Raw genomic sequence first — 17,755 nt, 5'->3', positions numbered from 1 at the left:
AAGGCCACGAATCAGTCCAAAAGCAGCTGTTTTAGGTACAACGCAATGGAACTTATAATCCCGTTGTGTTGTACCGAATGTTTGCCACGCCTTCGGGCGCGGCAAACTACGGCTGTTATGACTAGGTGACTGATTCGCGCTTGGGCATAATAGCCGTTTTCTTTTGCCCAGGCCAATATTTTAAAGGAAATCTTATGCACAAAGCATTTACGTTAGTAGAATTGCTAGTTGTCGTACTGATTATTGGTATTTTATCAGCTATTGCAATCCCCATGTATCAGGGCGCGGTGGATAAAAGCCATTGGAGCACAATGCTCCCCGGAGCTAAGGCCATTAAAGATGCTGAAGAAGCCATTAAAATGACTAATGGTGCTTATACAGATAATATGGCTAATTTAGATGTTACTATGAATAATACTGATTTAACCTTTGCCTTAGTAACGCCCAATAATACCGCAGATCCCAACGTGATACGGGTTACGAATAGTAAGCTTGCTAATGTAAGACTGGCTAGTTACCTTAACGACAGTCCAATATTTGCCGGGCAACTGCATTGTGAGGCTAAGACAGGCGATGAACGGGCCGAAAAACTTTGCGGAAAGCTACTTATAGGCCAAGATTTAACTAGTGCCGAGGGCTACACCGCGTATCTTTTAGACCAAGCTATAGACAAGGCCACTTGTGATCATGTTGGCCGTGCCTTTTCGCAAAAAAATGGAACATGTTATAGAACCGACCAAGAAAGATGTTCAGCATTAGCTATGCCCTATCAAGCCAATGGTATATATGGCAATTCTACGCCGTTTTGTGGATATGGAGCATCTAGTAACGTCGAGGTAAATGAAGGAGGTATATGTAAAGGTTATATTTATAATTCTTGTAATAATTCCTCATTTAAAGATGGGGGAGTATGTTGGGACATGGCAAAAGCGGGTTGTACAAATTCTTCCTTTGCAAACGGAGCCGTATGTATCACAAAAAATGAGAGCTCTTGTGCAAATAATACTTTTGATAATGCAATTTGTGTCACTACAAGTTTTTATGGAGGATGCGATAGCACGTTTACGAATGGCTCTGTATGTTATGCAGGAGAATCTACTTATTATAGATATGGTTGTGCAGGTGTGAGTTATAATGATAACGCATGTTGTTGCGGTGGGGCATCCTGTCCAAATGAACATCGTTGTTCGTCAGCTCGTTGTGCTGAAGTAGAGGCACAAGTGCAAAATATAAGTACGCAGTATGGCATAAATATGTAAAAAATTATGATAGAGATACAATACATCCCCAATATTGAGGGTAACTGTTTATAGCAAATATAACCTCCTTATTCTTTTTTGCGTAATACCCATACGCCATAGGGGGATAAGCGGTCGGTTGTCCGTTTGTCGGTGCTACCGTATATTAATTTGTACGATTTATCTAATAAACGCTCCGGCACGGCCACGGCATCTGCCGATCGTTGCTCGCGGGTGCGGTTCGCATCTCAAACAAAAACATCGCTCCGGCTTTCAAATCCTAACGTAACACTCAGCAGTGTGTGTTACTTACTGCCAAAATTAAAAAACCACCCAAAAGGGTGGTTTTAAATTTGCCCAGTATAGGACTTGCCTTCCGGTAAAATTCCTGACGGAATTTTCCTGCAGGCCGGGCTCGCGGTACTCGCCTTGCGGCTCACAAGTTCGCACGCAAACTCGTACATCGCTGCGCCTTTCAAATCCTACCGCACACCCAGCAGTGGGTGTGCTACTGGCCATTAAAAAACCCGTCACAAGGACGGGTTTTTCAATGGTGCCCAGTATAGGATTTGAACCTATGACCTTTCCCATGTCAAGGGAACGCGCTACCCCTGCGCCAACTGGGCTTAAATCTAAAACTATTATACAAAATCTAGCACGATAATAAAAGTTTTCCGTCAGAAAATAAGTGCCAGAGTGGTGTTTTTAGCAAAATTGATTCAGGTTGCTTTTGTTTGAATGTACTTTAATGGAAATGAATGTTTTTGGATACAGTTTGGACACTTTTTGGACACATTGCGCGACACTGAACTGTTCTATTGCAATCCAATATACGCCATGCAAAAATAACGTACAAAAGGGACACTTTCTACTGCAACCATCTGCCTACCATATCTGTACATATATATCACACAATTAATTTTAGGCATTTAGTATAATTCTTCTATGCACGTTATACTATGTACTTTAGAAACCAAGTAAGATAAGGAGCAAATTATGGGGTTTTTCTTCTCTAATAACGAAAAGGAAATAGCTGATTTAAAAGAACGAAATAAAATTTTGGAGCAAAATATTGTCAAGATACTAGCCACTTTTAAAGTCATTTTTGCTCAACCTCAAAAATTCATGGACAAGTTGTATGAAGAATGCATCAAAGAATTAGCGGACACTCGATATACTTTCCTAGATAAAAGGGAGGAATTTGTTGATTTGTGGAAAGGCCTACAAGCTCCGAAATTACCCTATAGCTTTGTTAAGTACGTAGAGGATCATATAGCAGCATCTCTTCAAAAAGATGCTATCAGCAAAGTAGAAGCATATTTGCGTATACATCCTGAAGAAAAGGAAAGAGAAAAATTTGATTCACTTAGACTCAGTGAATTCGTAGAAAAGGAATATGAAGTAATTTGCCAACTCTATTTCTTTTTTTATAAACATCTACTTACCTTGTCAGAAAAAGTCTATAAGATACAAACTGAAAATGAAAATCAAACCAAATGGATATCGACTCATCAAAAATTATTAGAAGAAGATAGAAGAAAATTTCGAACGGATAGAGAAAAGAGTCTAGCGTCTATTGCAAGTCAACAACTAGAAATTAATAATCAAAAAGCGGAATTAGAAGCTAATCGTGCCAAAAATTTAAAATTTATTGAAGAACATAGAATGCAACGAGAAAACGAATTAGACCAAGTTCGTGCCGAAAATTTGCAAAATATTGAAAGCTATAGAGAGAAATGCATGAGTGAGATTAACGAGAAACAGGCAAACTTTCAAAAAGCTATAGATGCATCCTTTGCCAGTTTGGAAATCCTTAAAAAAGAGTTTGCAGATAATTTAAGTAAAAAATTGTTGGAAACCGGTGATGCGTTCGGACAGGTAACCTCAGAATATGCGACAGACTATCTTGATAGATTTTCACAGTATTTCCGCAATAAAAAACGTGCTGCTTTAAACTCCAGCCAAATTGTTGCTGAGCTCAAACGTGAACAGAAAGCAAAGATTAAAGACTTACGCAAATATGAATATATCATTAATGCCTATGAAAAAATGTTCCCGTGGTTAAATGATTTTAAGGAATATCCCATGGAAGCTGTTCTGAAAGCTAATGCGGACGACCAAGAGGAAGAAGAAGTATTTATCCACTATCTATCACCGGAAGAGCGTGAAACCTTAACCAAAACAGAAAAATTTCAACGCGTTTTGGACAGATACGAAGATTCCTATGATAAAACGAATTGGCAAATTGGCTTATTTTATGAGCGCTACATAGGCTATACCTACGATATAAAACAGTGGAAAGTTATTATGAATGGTGCAAAAAAGCGTTGGCAAGATATGGGCATCGACATCATTGCATCAAAAGACGGAAAAACCGAACTTATACAGTGCAAGTATTGGGCCGCAAACAAAACCATATACGAGAACTACATATTCCAACTATTTGGTACTACTATTGATTATATTATGGAACACTTTCCAACGGAAGATCCTTGGAAAATTTTAAAACAAGGAACAGTCACTCCCGTATTTGTTACTTCAACACAGGTATCTGATACCGCACGAAGGGTAGCCCATATTTTGAACATAGATTTGCGGGAAAATGTAAAATTGGATAAGAAATACCCCAAAATCAAGTGCAATCCGGATTCGCCTGATGGGAAAATATTTCATCTGCCGTTTGATCAGCAATATGATAATTTTCAACTTGGGAATAACCCTAATGCCTTTTATGCAAAAACAGTAGCAGAAGCCGAAAAAATGGGTTTTAGAAGAGCCTATCGTTGGCATCCAACGGAGTAGTTTCTTACTCGTTTAGGGCATGGTACCTTACCTCATCTGCAGGCATGTTATTTAATTTCCGTTTCTCCTGAATTATGTCATTGAAAAGGCGGAAAACTTCTGCTGCACACCTGTGGGTGAGATAAATACTTCCGTCTGCTCTGTGATGTAAAGCTTAATGGCCAAAGTCTAGGTGGAGAACTGATCAAGGAGGGAAATGGTTCCTCCTATGATAACAACGCACTAATTTACACAAAATCCTGTTTTAAGACTCTTCCTCAATATCTTCTACTTGAATTAAATTAGGCTTGTTATACGGAACTTTGCTATATGCAACATCAAGCAATTCTGCATCTTTAAGCCGATTATCACATACTTTAGCGTTGATAACACAAAAGATAGGCGTTCTTTTAAACAGACTATTCTGAATAATAGGAAGCTTATCATCATTGAATAGTGAATTTGGCAAAATAGCACTAAAAGAATAATTATTATTACCTAACGTACATTTAAATCCACTGTCCTCAATCTGTTCTACCTTTTCAATCGTGTAAAAATCATCTAGCCGTGTTTGATCAAAAGAAGATCTGCTTTTTTTCAATACATCTTCTAATTCTTCTTGAGTGAACAAAGATGTTCCGATTTGCACCTGTTTATTGATAGCTAAAGGTTTAATAATCTCTTTTTTAACTTCTATACTTCTCTTACAAATTTCTGCATTTAGTTCGTTTGCTTTTCCTAAAGTTTCTATTGCCGCTTTATACTTATCTGACTCCAAATCCTTTTCCTTCAATTCTGTCTTATTCTTTAAATACTGAGAATATGCAGAAGAGCTGAAATAACACAATATAAAAGAAATCACACATAGCATTACCTGTGTACCAGTCAGATTTTGTATTAACTCCTTAGCAATTTCAGCACCGTTCACAACAAATTCTGTACATCCAGCTTTGACTTTAACTTGAATATGTAATGATTGTTTTTCTACTTCTGTAAGTTTTTTCGTGCGATTATGATATTTTAAGAGTGCATAAGAGTGGTAAATTTCTTCTTGCAAGGCAGTAAGACTTTGGATAAAGCTATACTCCATTACCATATCACGATTAGGATCTTTTACTGTCAAATCAGGCCATTGTTCAACCTCAAATGAATAATTCTCTAGTTCCATTAAAGATAAACTAGGATTAGCAAAGAATTCAACAATATCCGTTTCATTTCTAAATACTTTTCTCATGTTTGTAGTATACCATTTTTAACTATAGGATCTAAATAACCCACTAGAATTTAAGAATTTGGGTAGCTTTTGTGGCAGATGACCGCATGCGCGTGCTTACGCACGCTTGGAGGCCATATCTAAATCTATCCTCAAAACAGGTCCTATGTTTTTTGCAATGATACAGAGCGTGTTTTCCTCTATAGCTTAATGTATTTAAATCCTCTTTTAATTCACACCTAAAATTCCCCTGAGAATTAGTAATTTTTGAAACACTTACCGCGTGCATAAACCATCTGTTTCTCGGTTTTTAAGTGTTAATTGTGCTTTGCTGTGGACAAAAAGTGGCGCAAAGTGGTGCGCGCGGGTTTATGCTAAGGCATAAATCCCCGCTTTTGCTTGTTGGATTTTCTGCTTATAAAGATGCTTTCTCAGACGGATTAAGTCCCAGACAGAACAGATGATTTATATATATAGGGGTTTTAATGCGTTTAACTGCATAACACTATAAAGCACAACAGACCGAACGAATAGGTTATACATATAGGGATTTAAATCAATTAAAGGCAGGATGAAGCGTTATGATTAACACAGTTGGCATATTATTAGAGCCTAATACAGAGTATCAATCAAAGATACCTGACTCGTTAAGTGTTGTACAAAATTTGAAGTATTTACGTCAACAGCAAGACTATTTTCCATACACAGAAGTATTATCTGATGACAAGTTAAAGATTGAATTTTGTCCTGCTAAACTGTTGTATGGAAACAACTTGTTTGAAATTACTCCGGATGATATATTGTGTGTATTGGTTCGTCTGAAAGATGCCTTGTGGAAGGCTCAGATTATCACTTGTCCTGCCATTTTACTATACGCTCATACATACCGTTTGGACTACGCAAAAGAATGCTATGTTCCGTATAGTAGTCAGACATTATATCCTTATCTTCAAGATATTCATAGAGGCGGTCATTATAAGCAAGCATTTACATTCTATCCCGACGAAGGACACATGTCTGCCAGCTCACTCAAACTACGCAAGATAGCCTTCTATAACAAGACTGCTGAAATACTGCAAGATAAGCATGCTCCGCAAGATCTAAAAGATATATTAAAGAATCTTCCGGGTACGTTTTACCGCTTTGAATGCTCCCTTAAAACTGCCAAAGAAATCCGTCGTGAATTAGCAGTGTGCGGTATATCTATAAAATCGTGCTGTCTTAACGAATTGATTGCACACAACATTATCTTCTCTGTACTGCAGAAGAATCTCACTCAAACTATGCAACATTGGCATATACCCGATAAACCAAAAGCAATAGATAAAGTGCATGTGTGGCTAGATCAATACAAACATGACAATACACGCTCCCTATTGACCGATATGATGTATGTGCTTGCTTGTGTGTACGGAGGAGTAGAGTCTGTGAGAAAGATAATAGAACAGCATTTTGACAAGCGACATGCGCGTGATTTTATGAGACGATTTGAAACATTACAGCTGGAAGATGTGAATTATCTAGCTGAATTTAAGGAGCTGTTTATGAAAGAAGTAAAAGCATTAAGTCCAATCAGTAAAACATACTTGGACGGATTAACTCGCAAAGAGATCGTAAATGAAGATAATACGTGTCTTTTTGCCCCAGTACTACTAGCGATTATAGAGCTATTGATTTCAACCCCTTTGGGGTAATTTAAATTAGGAGAATTAAAGATGGAAAAGCTAATAACAGCAGAAGAATTAGCTGAGTATCTACGGAGCACACCGGGAACGATCTATACTTGGAAAAGTATGGGAAGAATTCCCGCAGACTGTGTCCGTAAAATAGGCCGCAAAGTGTTGTTTGTTGCGGAAAAGATAGAAGAGTGGCTAGATAGTTCAGCAAGCTAAGAAACGCCAATAATAGGCTATTTTGGCGCAGGAAAAGGCATTTAAAATAGCTTATTACAGGTCGTAAGCGTGGGTGCTGTTTAGATGGCACTGATTGCAGCTAAAAAGCACCCCGCTATAACGGAAATAGTATTAGATATGCAAATACGCTTCCAATGCTTTGCGGATCAGCCAAGAAATACTGCGTTCCTCTGTTTTAGAACGTTTTTCTAAGGCCTGTACGATTTCCGGAGTAGCTACAAAAGCAATAGTCGGATTGGTTTTCTTTGATGTTTGTTTTTCCATGCCTATATTATAACACATTGTGGGTATTGAAAGATATAAAAAACTATTGACTATTGATAAATAATATGTTATATTGATATATATTGATAGATATAAATAAATTTCATAAATACACGTTGAAAAGTAAAGCGAAGTAAAGAGTAGATAGGTGTTATAAAGGTGTGATATGAAGCATGTGAAGGAAATTGAAAAAGGCAAAGTATATCTTATTGACTTCCGTGATAGTGAAGGCAAGCGGTGGCGTAAGAAAATACATGGTACAAAGAAATATGCTGAAGAAGTAGCCACACGCCTCATGAAAGAAAAAGAAGATGATGTTTTCTTTCCGGAACGTCGCACCTTAAAAGTAACGTATGGACAACTAGCGGACGCTTATTGGCAACTTCACGGAAAAGAACTGCCGGGACGTTCGGCATATTCTATGTGGAAGATGTTAAAAAATACGTTGGGTAATGTGAAAATGAAATATCTAACCAGTGCCAAATTGCAACAATTTTATAATGAGTTAGCTGACACACACAAGAGCAGTACATGTAACCGTTATTTTGCGGTATTAGGAGCCGTTATAGAGTTTGGTATCAAACACGATTTGTGGAACGGTAAAAACCCGTGCATAGTGGTAGCTAAAAAGCCGGAAGATAATAACCGTGAGTCATATTGGGGTAATGATAAATTAACACAATTATTTCAGTATTGTAAAAACAAACAAGCTCAACAAATTGTGCGGTTTGCTCTTCATTCCGGTATGAGGAGACGGGAAATCTTTGATCTTGATTGGTCTAATGTGGATATGGAGTTGGGTGTTATTTATATCTTACAATCTAAAACACGCAAAAAACGTATTGTGCCTATGTCAAACAATTTACAAGCGGTATTGTCTGAAATCGGAGCAAAGAAGTCCGGTAGAGTTTTTACGATGAAAGTAAGTACATTTGAAAGTGCGTTTAAGCGTGCTAAAGCCAAAGCCGGATTAAAAGGGCTAACATTCCATGACTTACGGCATACGTTTGCTACTACATTCCGGGTACATAACGGGTCTATGTCCAATTTACAAGGTATTTTAGGACACACTACGCCACGTATGACCAACCGCTATGCTCACTTTAGCCCGGAATACTTGAAAGAAGTTATTGCTTGCATGAATACGCCCCAAGGTAAAGCGTAATGCTTGCCAAAAGTCCATTTTAGGTACGATTTTATGCAAAAATGGACACTTTTTGGACACTTGCCCATTTTGAAGGTGGTTAGTAATGGAGTATAAAAAGCAAAATCCTCGTCGTAGAACGAGGACTAATAAGCGGTTAAAAACTGATTTTGCATGTCTCCATGTCAAGGGAACGCGCTACCCCTGCGCCAACTGGGCTTAAAACGATTGATACAACTAAACATAGCTCGGTATAAACCGTAACTTTTTACTTCGGCGCGCGGTTCCCTGTCGGGAACGAACTTAATTTTACTAGCCCTGCGCCAACCGGGCTTAAATCTATTTTTATTATACCATATTTCACTTGAGGACAGATATTTTGAGAGGATATTAACGCAAAAAAGCCTTGTTTTTGTAGCCAAACACCGTCTATACAGGTAATCTAAAAAGGCTGTTTTTCTTTTAGAAAAACATTATATAAATCCCGAAAATACTTTTTATAAAATAAACGTCTATGGTTCGACAATTATCCTTAGGGCGTTACTGGTATAGCGTAATTATTTTATCAGGTCTTTTGTGTTTTATCGCAACTAAAAGCCAAGCACAAAGTTATCGTGTTTACCGGCCTATCCCTCAAGTGTATGAAGAAAAGCGTGCTACTGCTCCTAGTCTGTCTTTGTTTGAGATAGACGCGGCGGGCGTATTGTCTGCCGGAGAAATACAAGACAAGGAAAATAATTCCATCTCTCGGGCGATGCGCGGGTGGCAACTGAGAGGATTTTTTCACTTCAACGACATTATAGCGGCCGGTTTAGCGGTAGAACAACTCAAATCGGCTGATATGAAAACAAAAGCGCTCACGGCCTTTGAACGCAATGAATGGGAAGCCTTGCTCAGAGTTGTTCTGACACCTAACACAGAGCCACAACTGTATCTACTGGCGGGAATAGGTCAAGCCAGTCAGCAAAGCCGCTTCAAACGTCAACATCGCGATTTTAATCAAAAAAGTTTGGTATTGGTGGCCGGAATCGGGGGAAAAGTACGTCTATGGAAAGATCTTTTCCTGTTTGGCGATTATGTCATCCATTATGACCGCAAGAAATGGGATAATTTTTTGTTTGAAGGCCCGCATATTCGCCAGGAAGTAACGGCAGGGCTAGGTTATCGGTTTTGATTTTTACTTCGTTTTTTGGCGCAGTTGATGTTGCCACATCTCGGTTAGTCCTTGTTGTAAAGTAACTTTCGGAACAAATCCTAAATTGCGCAGTTTGCTGATATCGGCACAAGATTGATGCAGATCTCCCGGACGTTTGGGGCCTCTGATGCGTTGCAAAGGATAGCCTGCTGTTTTTTCTATCATATCGACTAGTTCAAGCAGCGTGCAACTATTCCCAGTGGCGACGTTGTAGGTTTGCCCGGCAGAGGCTTTTTCAATGGCCAATAAATTGGCCTGCACAATATCATGTACGGAGATAAAATCACGCCGTTGCCGTCCGTCCCAGTCCAGTACGAGTGGGCGATGTTCATAGTCCAGTTGCATAAATGGCTGATGAAGATGCAAAGAGTACGCGCTTGACCTTATTTTATCGGGATGCTTCCAATGAAAAGAATGTGTTTGCAACACATGGTACTCGCGACGGATAGTTTATTCAAAACTCCACGCTTTTTCACCCAATGTGTTTTCTAAATGTTCCAGCAGTGCCCGGTGCACCATGATGGATTTGCCGGTGCGAATCCGGTGTAGTTTAGAGGGGTCTTGTTTAGAAGGGACTTCCAAATACACTTTGGTCACTCCTTTGGCAGCATCTAAGAGGAGCTTGAGTTTTTGCAATTGAGCAGGCTCGTAATTAGCGGGAAGTCGGATAGTCAGCTTTGTAGCGATATTGGCAATTAAATCCGTTACATTTCCTACATCCTGTAAATTCATTTCCACCCGCGCACTCTCATCATCAATGCGCACCTCTCCGGAGAAAAACAAAATGGCATTGGGCGTGATTTTGTGCCCTACTTGTTCCCACGTGCGGGCAAACGCATTAATGGCAATAGAGCCGGTACAATCTTCAATGACAAATTGGGCCCATTCTTTTTTTTGCTTATTTTGTCGTTTTTTCATGCGGGTTACAATACCAATCACATTGAGTCTTCCGGAGGCTTTTCCGTCTAAAATTGTTTTAATGTCCACGCAATTTAAGCGCGAAAAATAGGATTGGTAGCGGGCAATGGGGTGTCCGCTAAAGTAAATTCCCATCACTTCTTTTTCGTATCCCAGCAATTCATTTTGAGTAAGCGGTCTGGTGACAGTCGTGGATTCTTTCTTTTTGAGCGTCATGGTGGCAGAGAAATCATCACCAAATAAACTGGCGGTACAATTTTCTTGCTCTTTGGCAATTAAGTGGGCCGTGTCGATAGCTTGATCAATTTGGCTTAGCAAAATTGCCCGGGCCTCTTTGGGGTCTTTGTCCGGCAATAAACTATCCAGAGCGCCCGCTTTGGTCAAGCTCTCAATCGTCTTTTTGTTAGCCTGATAAATGTCAATACGGGCGCACATATCTTCTAAAGATTCAAAGGGTTTCTTTTTCGCTTCGTTGGCAATGGAAATACATCCTTCCGTGCCGGCATTTTTAATAGCTTCCAAAGCGTAGCGGATATATTCTTTTCCGTCTTTTTGTTCTACGGAAAATTCCGGTTGGGATTTATTGATATCCGGTGGTAAAATTTCAAATCCCATTTTTTTGGCTTCTTCCAAATAGGTGGCAATTTTATTTTCTTTATCGTCGGCCCCAATGGCATTGTGCCCAATTTCGTTGGTTAGGGCTGCACACATAAATTCGATAGGATAGTTGGCCTTTAAGTAGGCGGTCTGATAAGATACTAGCGCATACGCATAAGAGTGGGATTTATTGAAACCGTATCCGGCAAAGGCTTTCATTTGATCATAGATATGAGTCGCTGTTTTTTCCGGTATATTATGAGCTTTAGCTCCGGCAATAAATTTCTTACCAAACTGTTCCATTACTTCCAATTTTTTCTTACCCATGGCTTTGCGCAGGGTGTCGGCTTCTCCGGGGGTAAAACCGCCCAGCACTTTGGAAATCTGCATAATTTGCTCTTGATAGAGCATACAACCGTAGGTGTCTTTTAACACATTTTCCAATAGCGGGGTTTCGTAGGTAATTTTTTCTTGTCCGCTTTTGCGCCGGACAAACATATCCATCATGCCCGATTCCATTGGGCCCGGACGATACAGGGCCACCAAGGCGGAAATATCGCCAAATTGGGTGGGTTGTAGTTTTTTAATCAAATCCCGCATGCCGCCGCTTTCCAATTGAAAGATACCCAAGGTTTGGCACGCACACAATAAATCGTAGGTTTTTTTATCGTCTAGCGGGATTTCATTAATATCGAAATTGGGATTGTGCCGCGCGCGGATTAATTTCTCGGCATTATCGATAACCGTTAAGGTACGCAGCCCTAAAAAGTCCATTTTTAAGAGGCCTAAATTGGAACAGGGCTCTCCTTCAAATTGAGTGGTAATAGCATCTTTGGCTCCGCGGGCCAGCGGCACATAATGGGAAACGGATTCTTTGGTGATCAGTACGCCGGCCGCGTGGATGCCGGTATGACGTTTGAGTCCCTCAATTTTGCGTGCCATATCAAAGAGTTGTTTGGAAGTAGGATTGTTGGCTACTTCTACTTGTAATTCTTTGATATTGTTTAAGGCATCATCCAAGGTGATTTTGGGGTCATTTGGAATCATTTTGGCCACACGGTTGGTTTCCGTGACACTAATACCCATTACACGGGCGACATCGCGCACTGCCAGTTTGGCCTTCATGGTCCCAAAAGTGATAATTTGGGAGACTTTATCCGCACCGTATTTTTGGCGTACATAATCAATGACGCGTTCGCGCCCGGTGTCGGACATATCGATATCCAAATCCGGCATACTGACACGGTCCGGATTTAAGAAACGCTCAAACAACAGTTTGCTTTTAATGGGGTCTACGCGCGTGATGTCCAAACTATAAGCCACAATACTGCCCGCACCGCTACCGCGTCCCGGCCCGATAGGAATGTCATGTTGGCGTGCCCAATGGATAAAATCCTGTACGATAAGGAAATAACAGTCAAATCCCATTTTGATAATCACGTCAAATTCAAATTCCAGCTGTTTCATATACTCCGGCGGTACATTGCCATGCATTTTTTTATTAAGGCCTTCGCGGCAGAGGGCTTTGAAATACTCGGCGGAGTTGGGATACTGCGGCGGAATATCAAAATTGGGCAGAATAAATCCATGTTTTGGAAATTCCAAATTACATTTTTCCGCAATTTCTAGTGTGGTTTCGAGGGCTTGAGGGGTATGGGCAAACAGCTCATACATTTCATCGGGCGATTTAAAATATAAATCGTGCGTGGTCATTTTAAGCCGTTGCGGGTCGGCCAATGTTTTGCCCGTAGAGATACAAAGGTTGACATCGTGTGCTTCCCAGTCTTCCTTTTTTTCATAGTGGCAGTCATTGGTGGCTACCGTTTTTAATCCCAATTTTTTGGCTACTTCTTTAAGAATAGGCAGGGCCTCTTGCTCTTCTTTAATGCCGTGGTCCATCAGCTCAATGTAATAATTGCCGGGGCCCATAATGTCGGCATATTCTTGCGCTATGGCGCAGGTTTTTTCAAAAGGAGCCGTTAAGGCGTATTGAGATACAAACCCTTTCAAACAACCGGACAAAGCGATAAGCCCTTCCGAATATTTAGCCAGCAATTCTTTATCAATACGCGGATGATAATAGAACCCATTGACCCACGCTTCGGAATTGAGCTGCATCAAATTAAGGTACCCTTGATGATTTTTGGCCAGTAATGTTAAATGACCGGTGCGGGATTTGTCTTTCTCGGTGTATTTTCCTTCTGTAATATAGACTTCGCAACCCACAATAGGTTTGAGGCCGGCTCCACGGGCAGACTCATAGAAATCCAAAGCTCCATACATATTCCCATGATCGGTGATAGCCAGAGATTTAATACCTTGTTCGGCCAGCCCTTTTAGAAAACGAGAAGGTTTATGATGCTCGGAAATGCGCAACATACCGTCTAACAAGGAGTACTCAGAATGATTGTGTAAATGGACAAATTCTTTCATAGATACCGGCCAATATTATAAGATACTTATATGTCTCATTATAGTAAATTAAAAGAAACCAAAGTGTCCAGTAAGACTTTGTATAGAGGGGTGCTGGGGGTTAAATTAGATACCGTACGTTTGATTAACGGTCATACTTCCACGCGTTTGTATTTTGACCATCGCGGTGCCTGCGGCGTACTGCCCGTAGAAAAAGACCATGTGTATTTGGTGCAACAGTACCGATACCCGATTGGTCAAGTAACGTGGGAAATTCCGGCCGGAAAGCGGGAAAAGGGGCAGACTTTTTTGGCGTGTGCCAAAGCCGAACTAAAACAGGAAACCGGATTAAGTGCCAAAAGGATGAAAGAAGTATTAATGTTTCACCCCAGCAATGCTTTTTCCAACGAGGAATTGCACTTATACATCGCCACCGGTCTGACCCGCGGCAAAGATGCGCCGGATGAAGACGAATTTATTAATTTGAAAAAATTTCCGCTGCGTGTCGTGTATGAAATGATTGAAAAAGGAAAAATCCACGATGCCAAAACTTTGATTTTACTGCAGTGGTATCGTTTGCATTCGTAGAAAATTCAACAAAAAAACGGCTGTTATACAGGGCTAGGGTTTACGCTCGGTATAACAGCTTTTTTATGCCTTGATAGGGTCGTTTTGCAACGGCGTCATACCCCGCACAGAAACCCTGCGGGGTGACGAGAGGAGGGCAATTAAATAATATCATCCCCGAAATTTGTAAACGGTATTTGTTGTTATAAATCGGCCTTGAAGCGTAGTAAAAAAGAGTCTGCAAACGGGGTAGTCTGTTTGATATGTATGAGCAAAGTGAGTTTATCAAACAGCCGTTTGCAGATTCTTTTTTGCTTATTGGCTGAGCGTCTTTTTGGATACTTTTTCTTCGGGAAGAAAAAGTATTATCAGAAAAGGCTTGACTCGTTTTTTTTTTTTTGCTACCATTTTTTATGACGCCGCTGTTTTTAAGGCACTGAGTCATTAAACGTTGTATTATGGGCGTTTTAGGCCTGTTTAAAAGGAGAATAAAAATGTCAAAGAAAGCCTTTACTTTAATAGAACTATTAATCGTAGTTCTGATTATTGGGATTCTTTCTGCCATTGCCATCCCAATGTATCAAGGGGCGGTGGATAAAAGCCATTGGAGTACAATGCTCCCGGGAGCTAAAGCGATAAAAGACGCGGAAGAAGCATTTAAGATGTCCAATGACGGATATACCGACACCATGGCTAATTTGGATGTGACAATGGAGAACAACGATTTAACATTTAATTTAATTACACCCAATAACACCTCTGACCCCAATGTAATCAGAGTGACAAATAGCAAACTAGCCAATGTAAGACTGGCTAGTTACTTAGATGATAATCCGAAATTTGCCGGACAGTTACATTGTGAAGCGGCTACCGGAGATGAGAGAGCCAACAGACTTTGCGGTGGTTTGTTGCAAGGGCAAGAATTAACTTCGGCTGATGGCTATACGGGTTATTTGTTAGACCAATCTATTGATAAAGCCACGTGTGATAATGCGAGCCGCAGTTGGAGTACGAGTAAAACCAAGTGTTATAAAGATGACCCAACTCGGTGTAATGCATTAGATTCAAACCATTTGGGTGACGGCCAATGTGGGTTTCAAGACCAAAACAGTAAGACAATAGGAGAAGAAGAAATTTGTCAAGCAGATACAAATGGGTGTCATAACACGATCGTAGAGGATGGAGGAGAATGTATAGCAGGCCCTGGAGATTATAAGACCAATAATTGTGCATGTTGTCATTCTACCATTAAAAACGGCGGAGTATGCCGGGTAACAGCGGGTTCTTACACGCCTTGTGCTGATCTTATTATTGAAGAAGGGGGAATGTGTGTTGGCAGTAAAACTATTGGTTATGGTAGATCTTGTAGTCATAATAGTAATGGAATAAAGGGAGCTGTCATTTGTAATCATGAAGGTCCTTGTGGAAGCGATGGAAGTGTTTATGACGGCGGTATTTGCGTAGGAAACAAAAGTCAAAACTGTATTACAAGTACCTTCAAAAATGGGGCAATTTGTTATGCAAACGTAAATGGAGCTTGTAAACGATATGGAGATTATATTCCTGAAAATGTTTACGAGGATACTTCTTGTTGTTGTGGCGCATATTGCCCAGATTCTGCTCCTAAATGCGCATCTTCTCGTTGTGACCCGTACTATATGGACCCGAATAATTTTAAGGATTTATAAAGTACAACTTACCGATTTTTGCCTATTGATATCGGGTGGATTTGGTGCCGCCCCAGTATTCGTAGCCTAAATTGTGTTTGATGAGTTCTTTGGCTAAGTTCTGGCCTTGGCTGTTGGTGACGTCGCATAAAAGGCGGAAGTATTTATCCCGCTGACAATTAGAAAGAGAAATGGGCCCTTTTTCTAAGAAATTTTGAGTAAACGTCTTGGCTTGTTTAGCAAGGCGTTTTTCTTTCTCGGTTTTTCCTTTTATTTCCGGACAATCTACTCCCAACACCCGCACCGGTACTTTTTCACAATATACCGCTAAAGAACAATTTAAGTTAATTTTGAACGTATCTCCGTCGTACACAGAAGCAACAGATACATTTTGCAGAGCGCTACTGTCGGGCATATCTTCAGATACGGGTTTGCCGGTTTGTTGCATGACAGCGGCAATCACCGCGACAATCAGCGATACCCAAAATTTGATTTGTTTTTGAGAAATGGATTTTCGTTTCCGGCGTGCCATTAGTGTTCTCCTGTGGGCACGAGTAATCGCAAAGCGTGTGGCAATAGCTTGATTTCCAAGCGGTGTTGTGCCACTTTAGGCTCTCCGTCTAAGTGATACACAATTTCTCCGTCTGCTTGCAAAACGGCTTGCGTGACAGATTGCGTGCGTTGCACGGTATTGGGAAGCGGTTTTTTGCGGAAAAAAGCCGGCGCGGCCCATGCCAAACGGATTTTGGAAACATTTTTTACTTCCACCATTTCCAGTTTTCCGTCGGTCAAACTGGCCTGCGGCGCGATATAAAAGCCGCTACCGTATTGAGTGCCGTTGGCAAATACTAAGGTCAACGGACAGATGATTTCTTCTTTCCCTTCGTATTGCAAACGCAAAGAAGCAGGTTTGTAATGAAAAAATCCTTCAATTCCCAACTTAAAATACGGCCACTTGCCGCGCTTGCCACTTTTGCCAAATTGATCAAATTGGCGGGCGATTTCCGCTTCAATACCTACGCCTGCGACATTGAAGAAATACTCTCCGTTAGCCAGGCCTACATCGCAAGATACCGCCTGTGCTTTTTGCAAAGCCGCCAATGCTTTTTCAAAGCATAGAGGGATGGCTAATTCGCGGGCCAGTCCGTTGCCGGAGCCTTTGGGCACAATACCCAATATCACAGAAGTACCGACTAATGCCCGCGCCACCTCATTAATCGTGCCGTCCCCACCGGCTACGAAGATTTTTTCATACCCGTTTTGTACGGCATGGGATGCCAGTTCCGTAGCGTGACCGGCGTATTGCGTATATTTAATTTCGGCTTGCGGAAAATAGGTGCTAATCAAATCGGCCCACCGGCCGGCCGGCTGTTTCTTCCCGCCGCTAATGGGATTGACAATAAACAGCGTTTTCATAATTTGCGAATCTCTTGTTCGTGTTGCACCACATCTTCTTTACGCAGTAGTTGCAAGGTTTCGCAGATACGCTCGGTTTTTAACAAACCATTGCCAATACCGGCTATCGCACGTCCCGCTCCTAGCAAAAAGAACATAAATAGAGCAAACAGGGTGAGATTAAGAATTTGATTGACGAGCGTGCTGTCCATTTGCATGGAGCCAAATTGCGTATTGACTGCAAAAGGTTTTAATTGCAATACCTGTACTACCGGTTTTTTGTTCACGAAGGTTTGATACATCCCCGTGAAGGCAAAGAACATCAGCACCAAGCCGACGAAAATTAAGAAATAAGCGATTATTTTATGCATACCCTCATTATAACAAAATGACGGGCCGTGAATCCGCTATGCTATTTGATATAATAACTATATACCATTAATAGAGGATT

Annotated in this window: 15 protein-coding genes and 1 tRNA gene; 8 read left to right on the top strand and 8 right to left on the bottom strand. The window is 40.7% G+C overall.

Going from position 1 to position 17,755, the window contains the following annotated elements; all coding sequences use genetic code 11:
- The first annotated feature begins 194 nt into the window (after positions 1-194).
- Positions 195-1,259 (top strand): prepilin-type N-terminal cleavage/methylation domain-containing protein, encoded by a 1,065-nt coding sequence (locus tag IKN49_00745; protein ID MBR3631587.1) that lies wholly within the window; start codon positions 195-197, stop codon positions 1,257-1,259.
- Positions 1,260-1,789: 530 nt separating this feature from the next.
- On the opposite strand, the gene IKN49_00740 is transcribed toward IKN49_00745, so the two are convergent.
- Positions 1,790-1,864: transfer RNA gene (locus tag IKN49_00740), tRNA-Val, on the bottom strand.
- A gap of 370 nt (positions 1,865-2,234) precedes the next feature.
- On the opposite strand from IKN49_00740, the gene IKN49_00735 reads away from it, so the two are divergent.
- The gene (locus IKN49_00735) at positions 2,235-4,040 is read left to right on the top strand and encodes a hypothetical protein (protein MBR3631586.1); all 1,806 of its coding nucleotides are present in this window, start codon (positions 2,235-2,237) and stop codon (positions 4,038-4,040) included.
- A 244-nt stretch (positions 4,041-4,284) separates the two neighbouring features.
- Here IKN49_00735 and IKN49_00730 read toward each other — a convergent pair whose 3' ends face one another.
- A complete protein-coding gene (locus tag IKN49_00730) occupies positions 4,285-5,253 on the bottom strand; it encodes a hypothetical protein (protein MBR3631585.1) in 969 nt (322 codons plus the stop codon).
- A 560-nt stretch (positions 5,254-5,813) separates the two neighbouring features.
- On the opposite strand from IKN49_00730, the gene IKN49_00725 reads away from it, so the two are divergent.
- Together IKN49_00725 and IKN49_00720 are read left to right on the top strand one after the other, a co-directional pair.
- A complete protein-coding gene (locus IKN49_00725) occupies positions 5,814-6,926 on the top strand; it encodes a hypothetical protein (GenBank protein MBR3631584.1) in 1,113 nt (370 codons plus the stop codon).
- 21 nt (positions 6,927-6,947) lie between these two features.
- Entirely contained in the window at positions 6,948-7,124 is a 177-nt protein-coding gene (locus tag IKN49_00720; protein MBR3631583.1) for a helix-turn-helix domain-containing protein, read from the top strand.
- A gap of 132 nt (positions 7,125-7,256) precedes the next feature.
- On the opposite strand, the gene IKN49_00715 is transcribed toward IKN49_00720, so the two are convergent.
- Positions 7,257-7,409: a ribbon-helix-helix protein, CopG family gene (locus IKN49_00715; GenBank protein ID MBR3631582.1), complete on the bottom strand. Its 153-nt coding sequence runs from the start codon at positions 7,407-7,409 to the stop codon at positions 7,257-7,259.
- A 166-nt stretch (positions 7,410-7,575) separates the two neighbouring features.
- Here IKN49_00715 and IKN49_00710 point away from each other — a divergent pair, with 166 nt between their 5' ends.
- Together IKN49_00710 and IKN49_00705 are read left to right on the top strand one after the other, a co-directional pair.
- On the top strand, positions 7,576-8,574 hold the full coding sequence (locus IKN49_00710) for a site-specific integrase (GenBank protein MBR3631581.1): 999 nt from the start codon (positions 7,576-7,578) through the stop codon (positions 8,572-8,574).
- A 493-nt stretch (positions 8,575-9,067) separates the two neighbouring features.
- Positions 9,068-9,727: an outer membrane beta-barrel protein gene (locus IKN49_00705; GenBank protein MBR3631580.1), complete on the top strand. Its 660-nt coding sequence runs from the start codon at positions 9,068-9,070 to the stop codon at positions 9,725-9,727.
- A 3-nt stretch (positions 9,728-9,730) separates the two neighbouring features.
- Here the strand turns inward: IKN49_00705 and IKN49_00700 are convergent, their stop codons facing one another.
- Together IKN49_00700 and dnaE are read right to left on the bottom strand one after the other, a co-directional pair.
- Entirely contained in the window at positions 9,731-10,093 is a 363-nt protein-coding gene (locus IKN49_00700) for a GDP-mannose 4,6-dehydratase (GenBank protein MBR3631579.1), read from the bottom strand.
- 105 nt (positions 10,094-10,198) lie between these two features.
- Positions 10,199-13,696, bottom strand: a complete 3,498-nt coding sequence (gene dnaE, locus IKN49_00695; GenBank protein MBR3631578.1) for a DNA polymerase III subunit alpha — start codon at positions 13,694-13,696, stop codon at positions 10,199-10,201.
- 30 nt (positions 13,697-13,726) lie between these two features.
- Here dnaE and IKN49_00690 point away from each other — a divergent pair, with 30 nt between their 5' ends.
- A complete protein-coding gene (locus tag IKN49_00690; GenBank protein MBR3631577.1) occupies positions 13,727-14,263 on the top strand; it encodes an NUDIX hydrolase in 537 nt (178 codons plus the stop codon).
- Between the two features lie 473 nt (positions 14,264-14,736).
- A complete protein-coding gene (locus tag IKN49_00685) occupies positions 14,737-15,930 on the top strand; it encodes a pilin (protein ID MBR3631576.1) in 1,194 nt (397 codons plus the stop codon).
- A gap of 22 nt (positions 15,931-15,952) precedes the next feature.
- Here the strand turns inward: IKN49_00685 and IKN49_00680 are convergent, their stop codons facing one another.
- The 3 genes from IKN49_00680 to IKN49_00670 are packed head-to-tail and all read right to left on the bottom strand — an operon-like array spanning position 15,953 to position 17,675.
- The gene (locus tag IKN49_00680) at positions 15,953-16,441 is read right to left on the bottom strand and encodes a thermonuclease family protein (protein MBR3631575.1); all 489 of its coding nucleotides are present in this window, start codon (positions 16,439-16,441) and stop codon (positions 15,953-15,955) included.
- The gene (locus IKN49_00675; GenBank protein MBR3631574.1) at positions 16,441-17,325 is read right to left on the bottom strand and encodes a diacylglycerol kinase family lipid kinase; all 885 of its coding nucleotides are present in this window, start codon (positions 17,323-17,325) and stop codon (positions 16,441-16,443) included. The genes IKN49_00680 and IKN49_00675 overlap by 1 nt, the downstream gene beginning before the upstream one ends.
- Positions 17,322-17,675: a hypothetical protein gene (locus IKN49_00670; GenBank protein MBR3631573.1), complete on the bottom strand. Its 354-nt coding sequence runs from the start codon at positions 17,673-17,675 to the stop codon at positions 17,322-17,324. The genes IKN49_00675 and IKN49_00670 overlap by 4 nt, the downstream gene beginning before the upstream one ends.
- Positions 17,676-17,755 lie beyond the last annotated feature (80 nt).

Source organism: Elusimicrobiaceae bacterium, from assembly GCA_017528825.1.
Taxonomy (GTDB): Bacteria; Elusimicrobiota; Elusimicrobia; order Elusimicrobiales; family Elusimicrobiaceae; genus Avelusimicrobium.
Note: the sequence above shows the minus strand (reverse complement) of the source record. Positions and strands in the feature narration are given on the sequence as shown.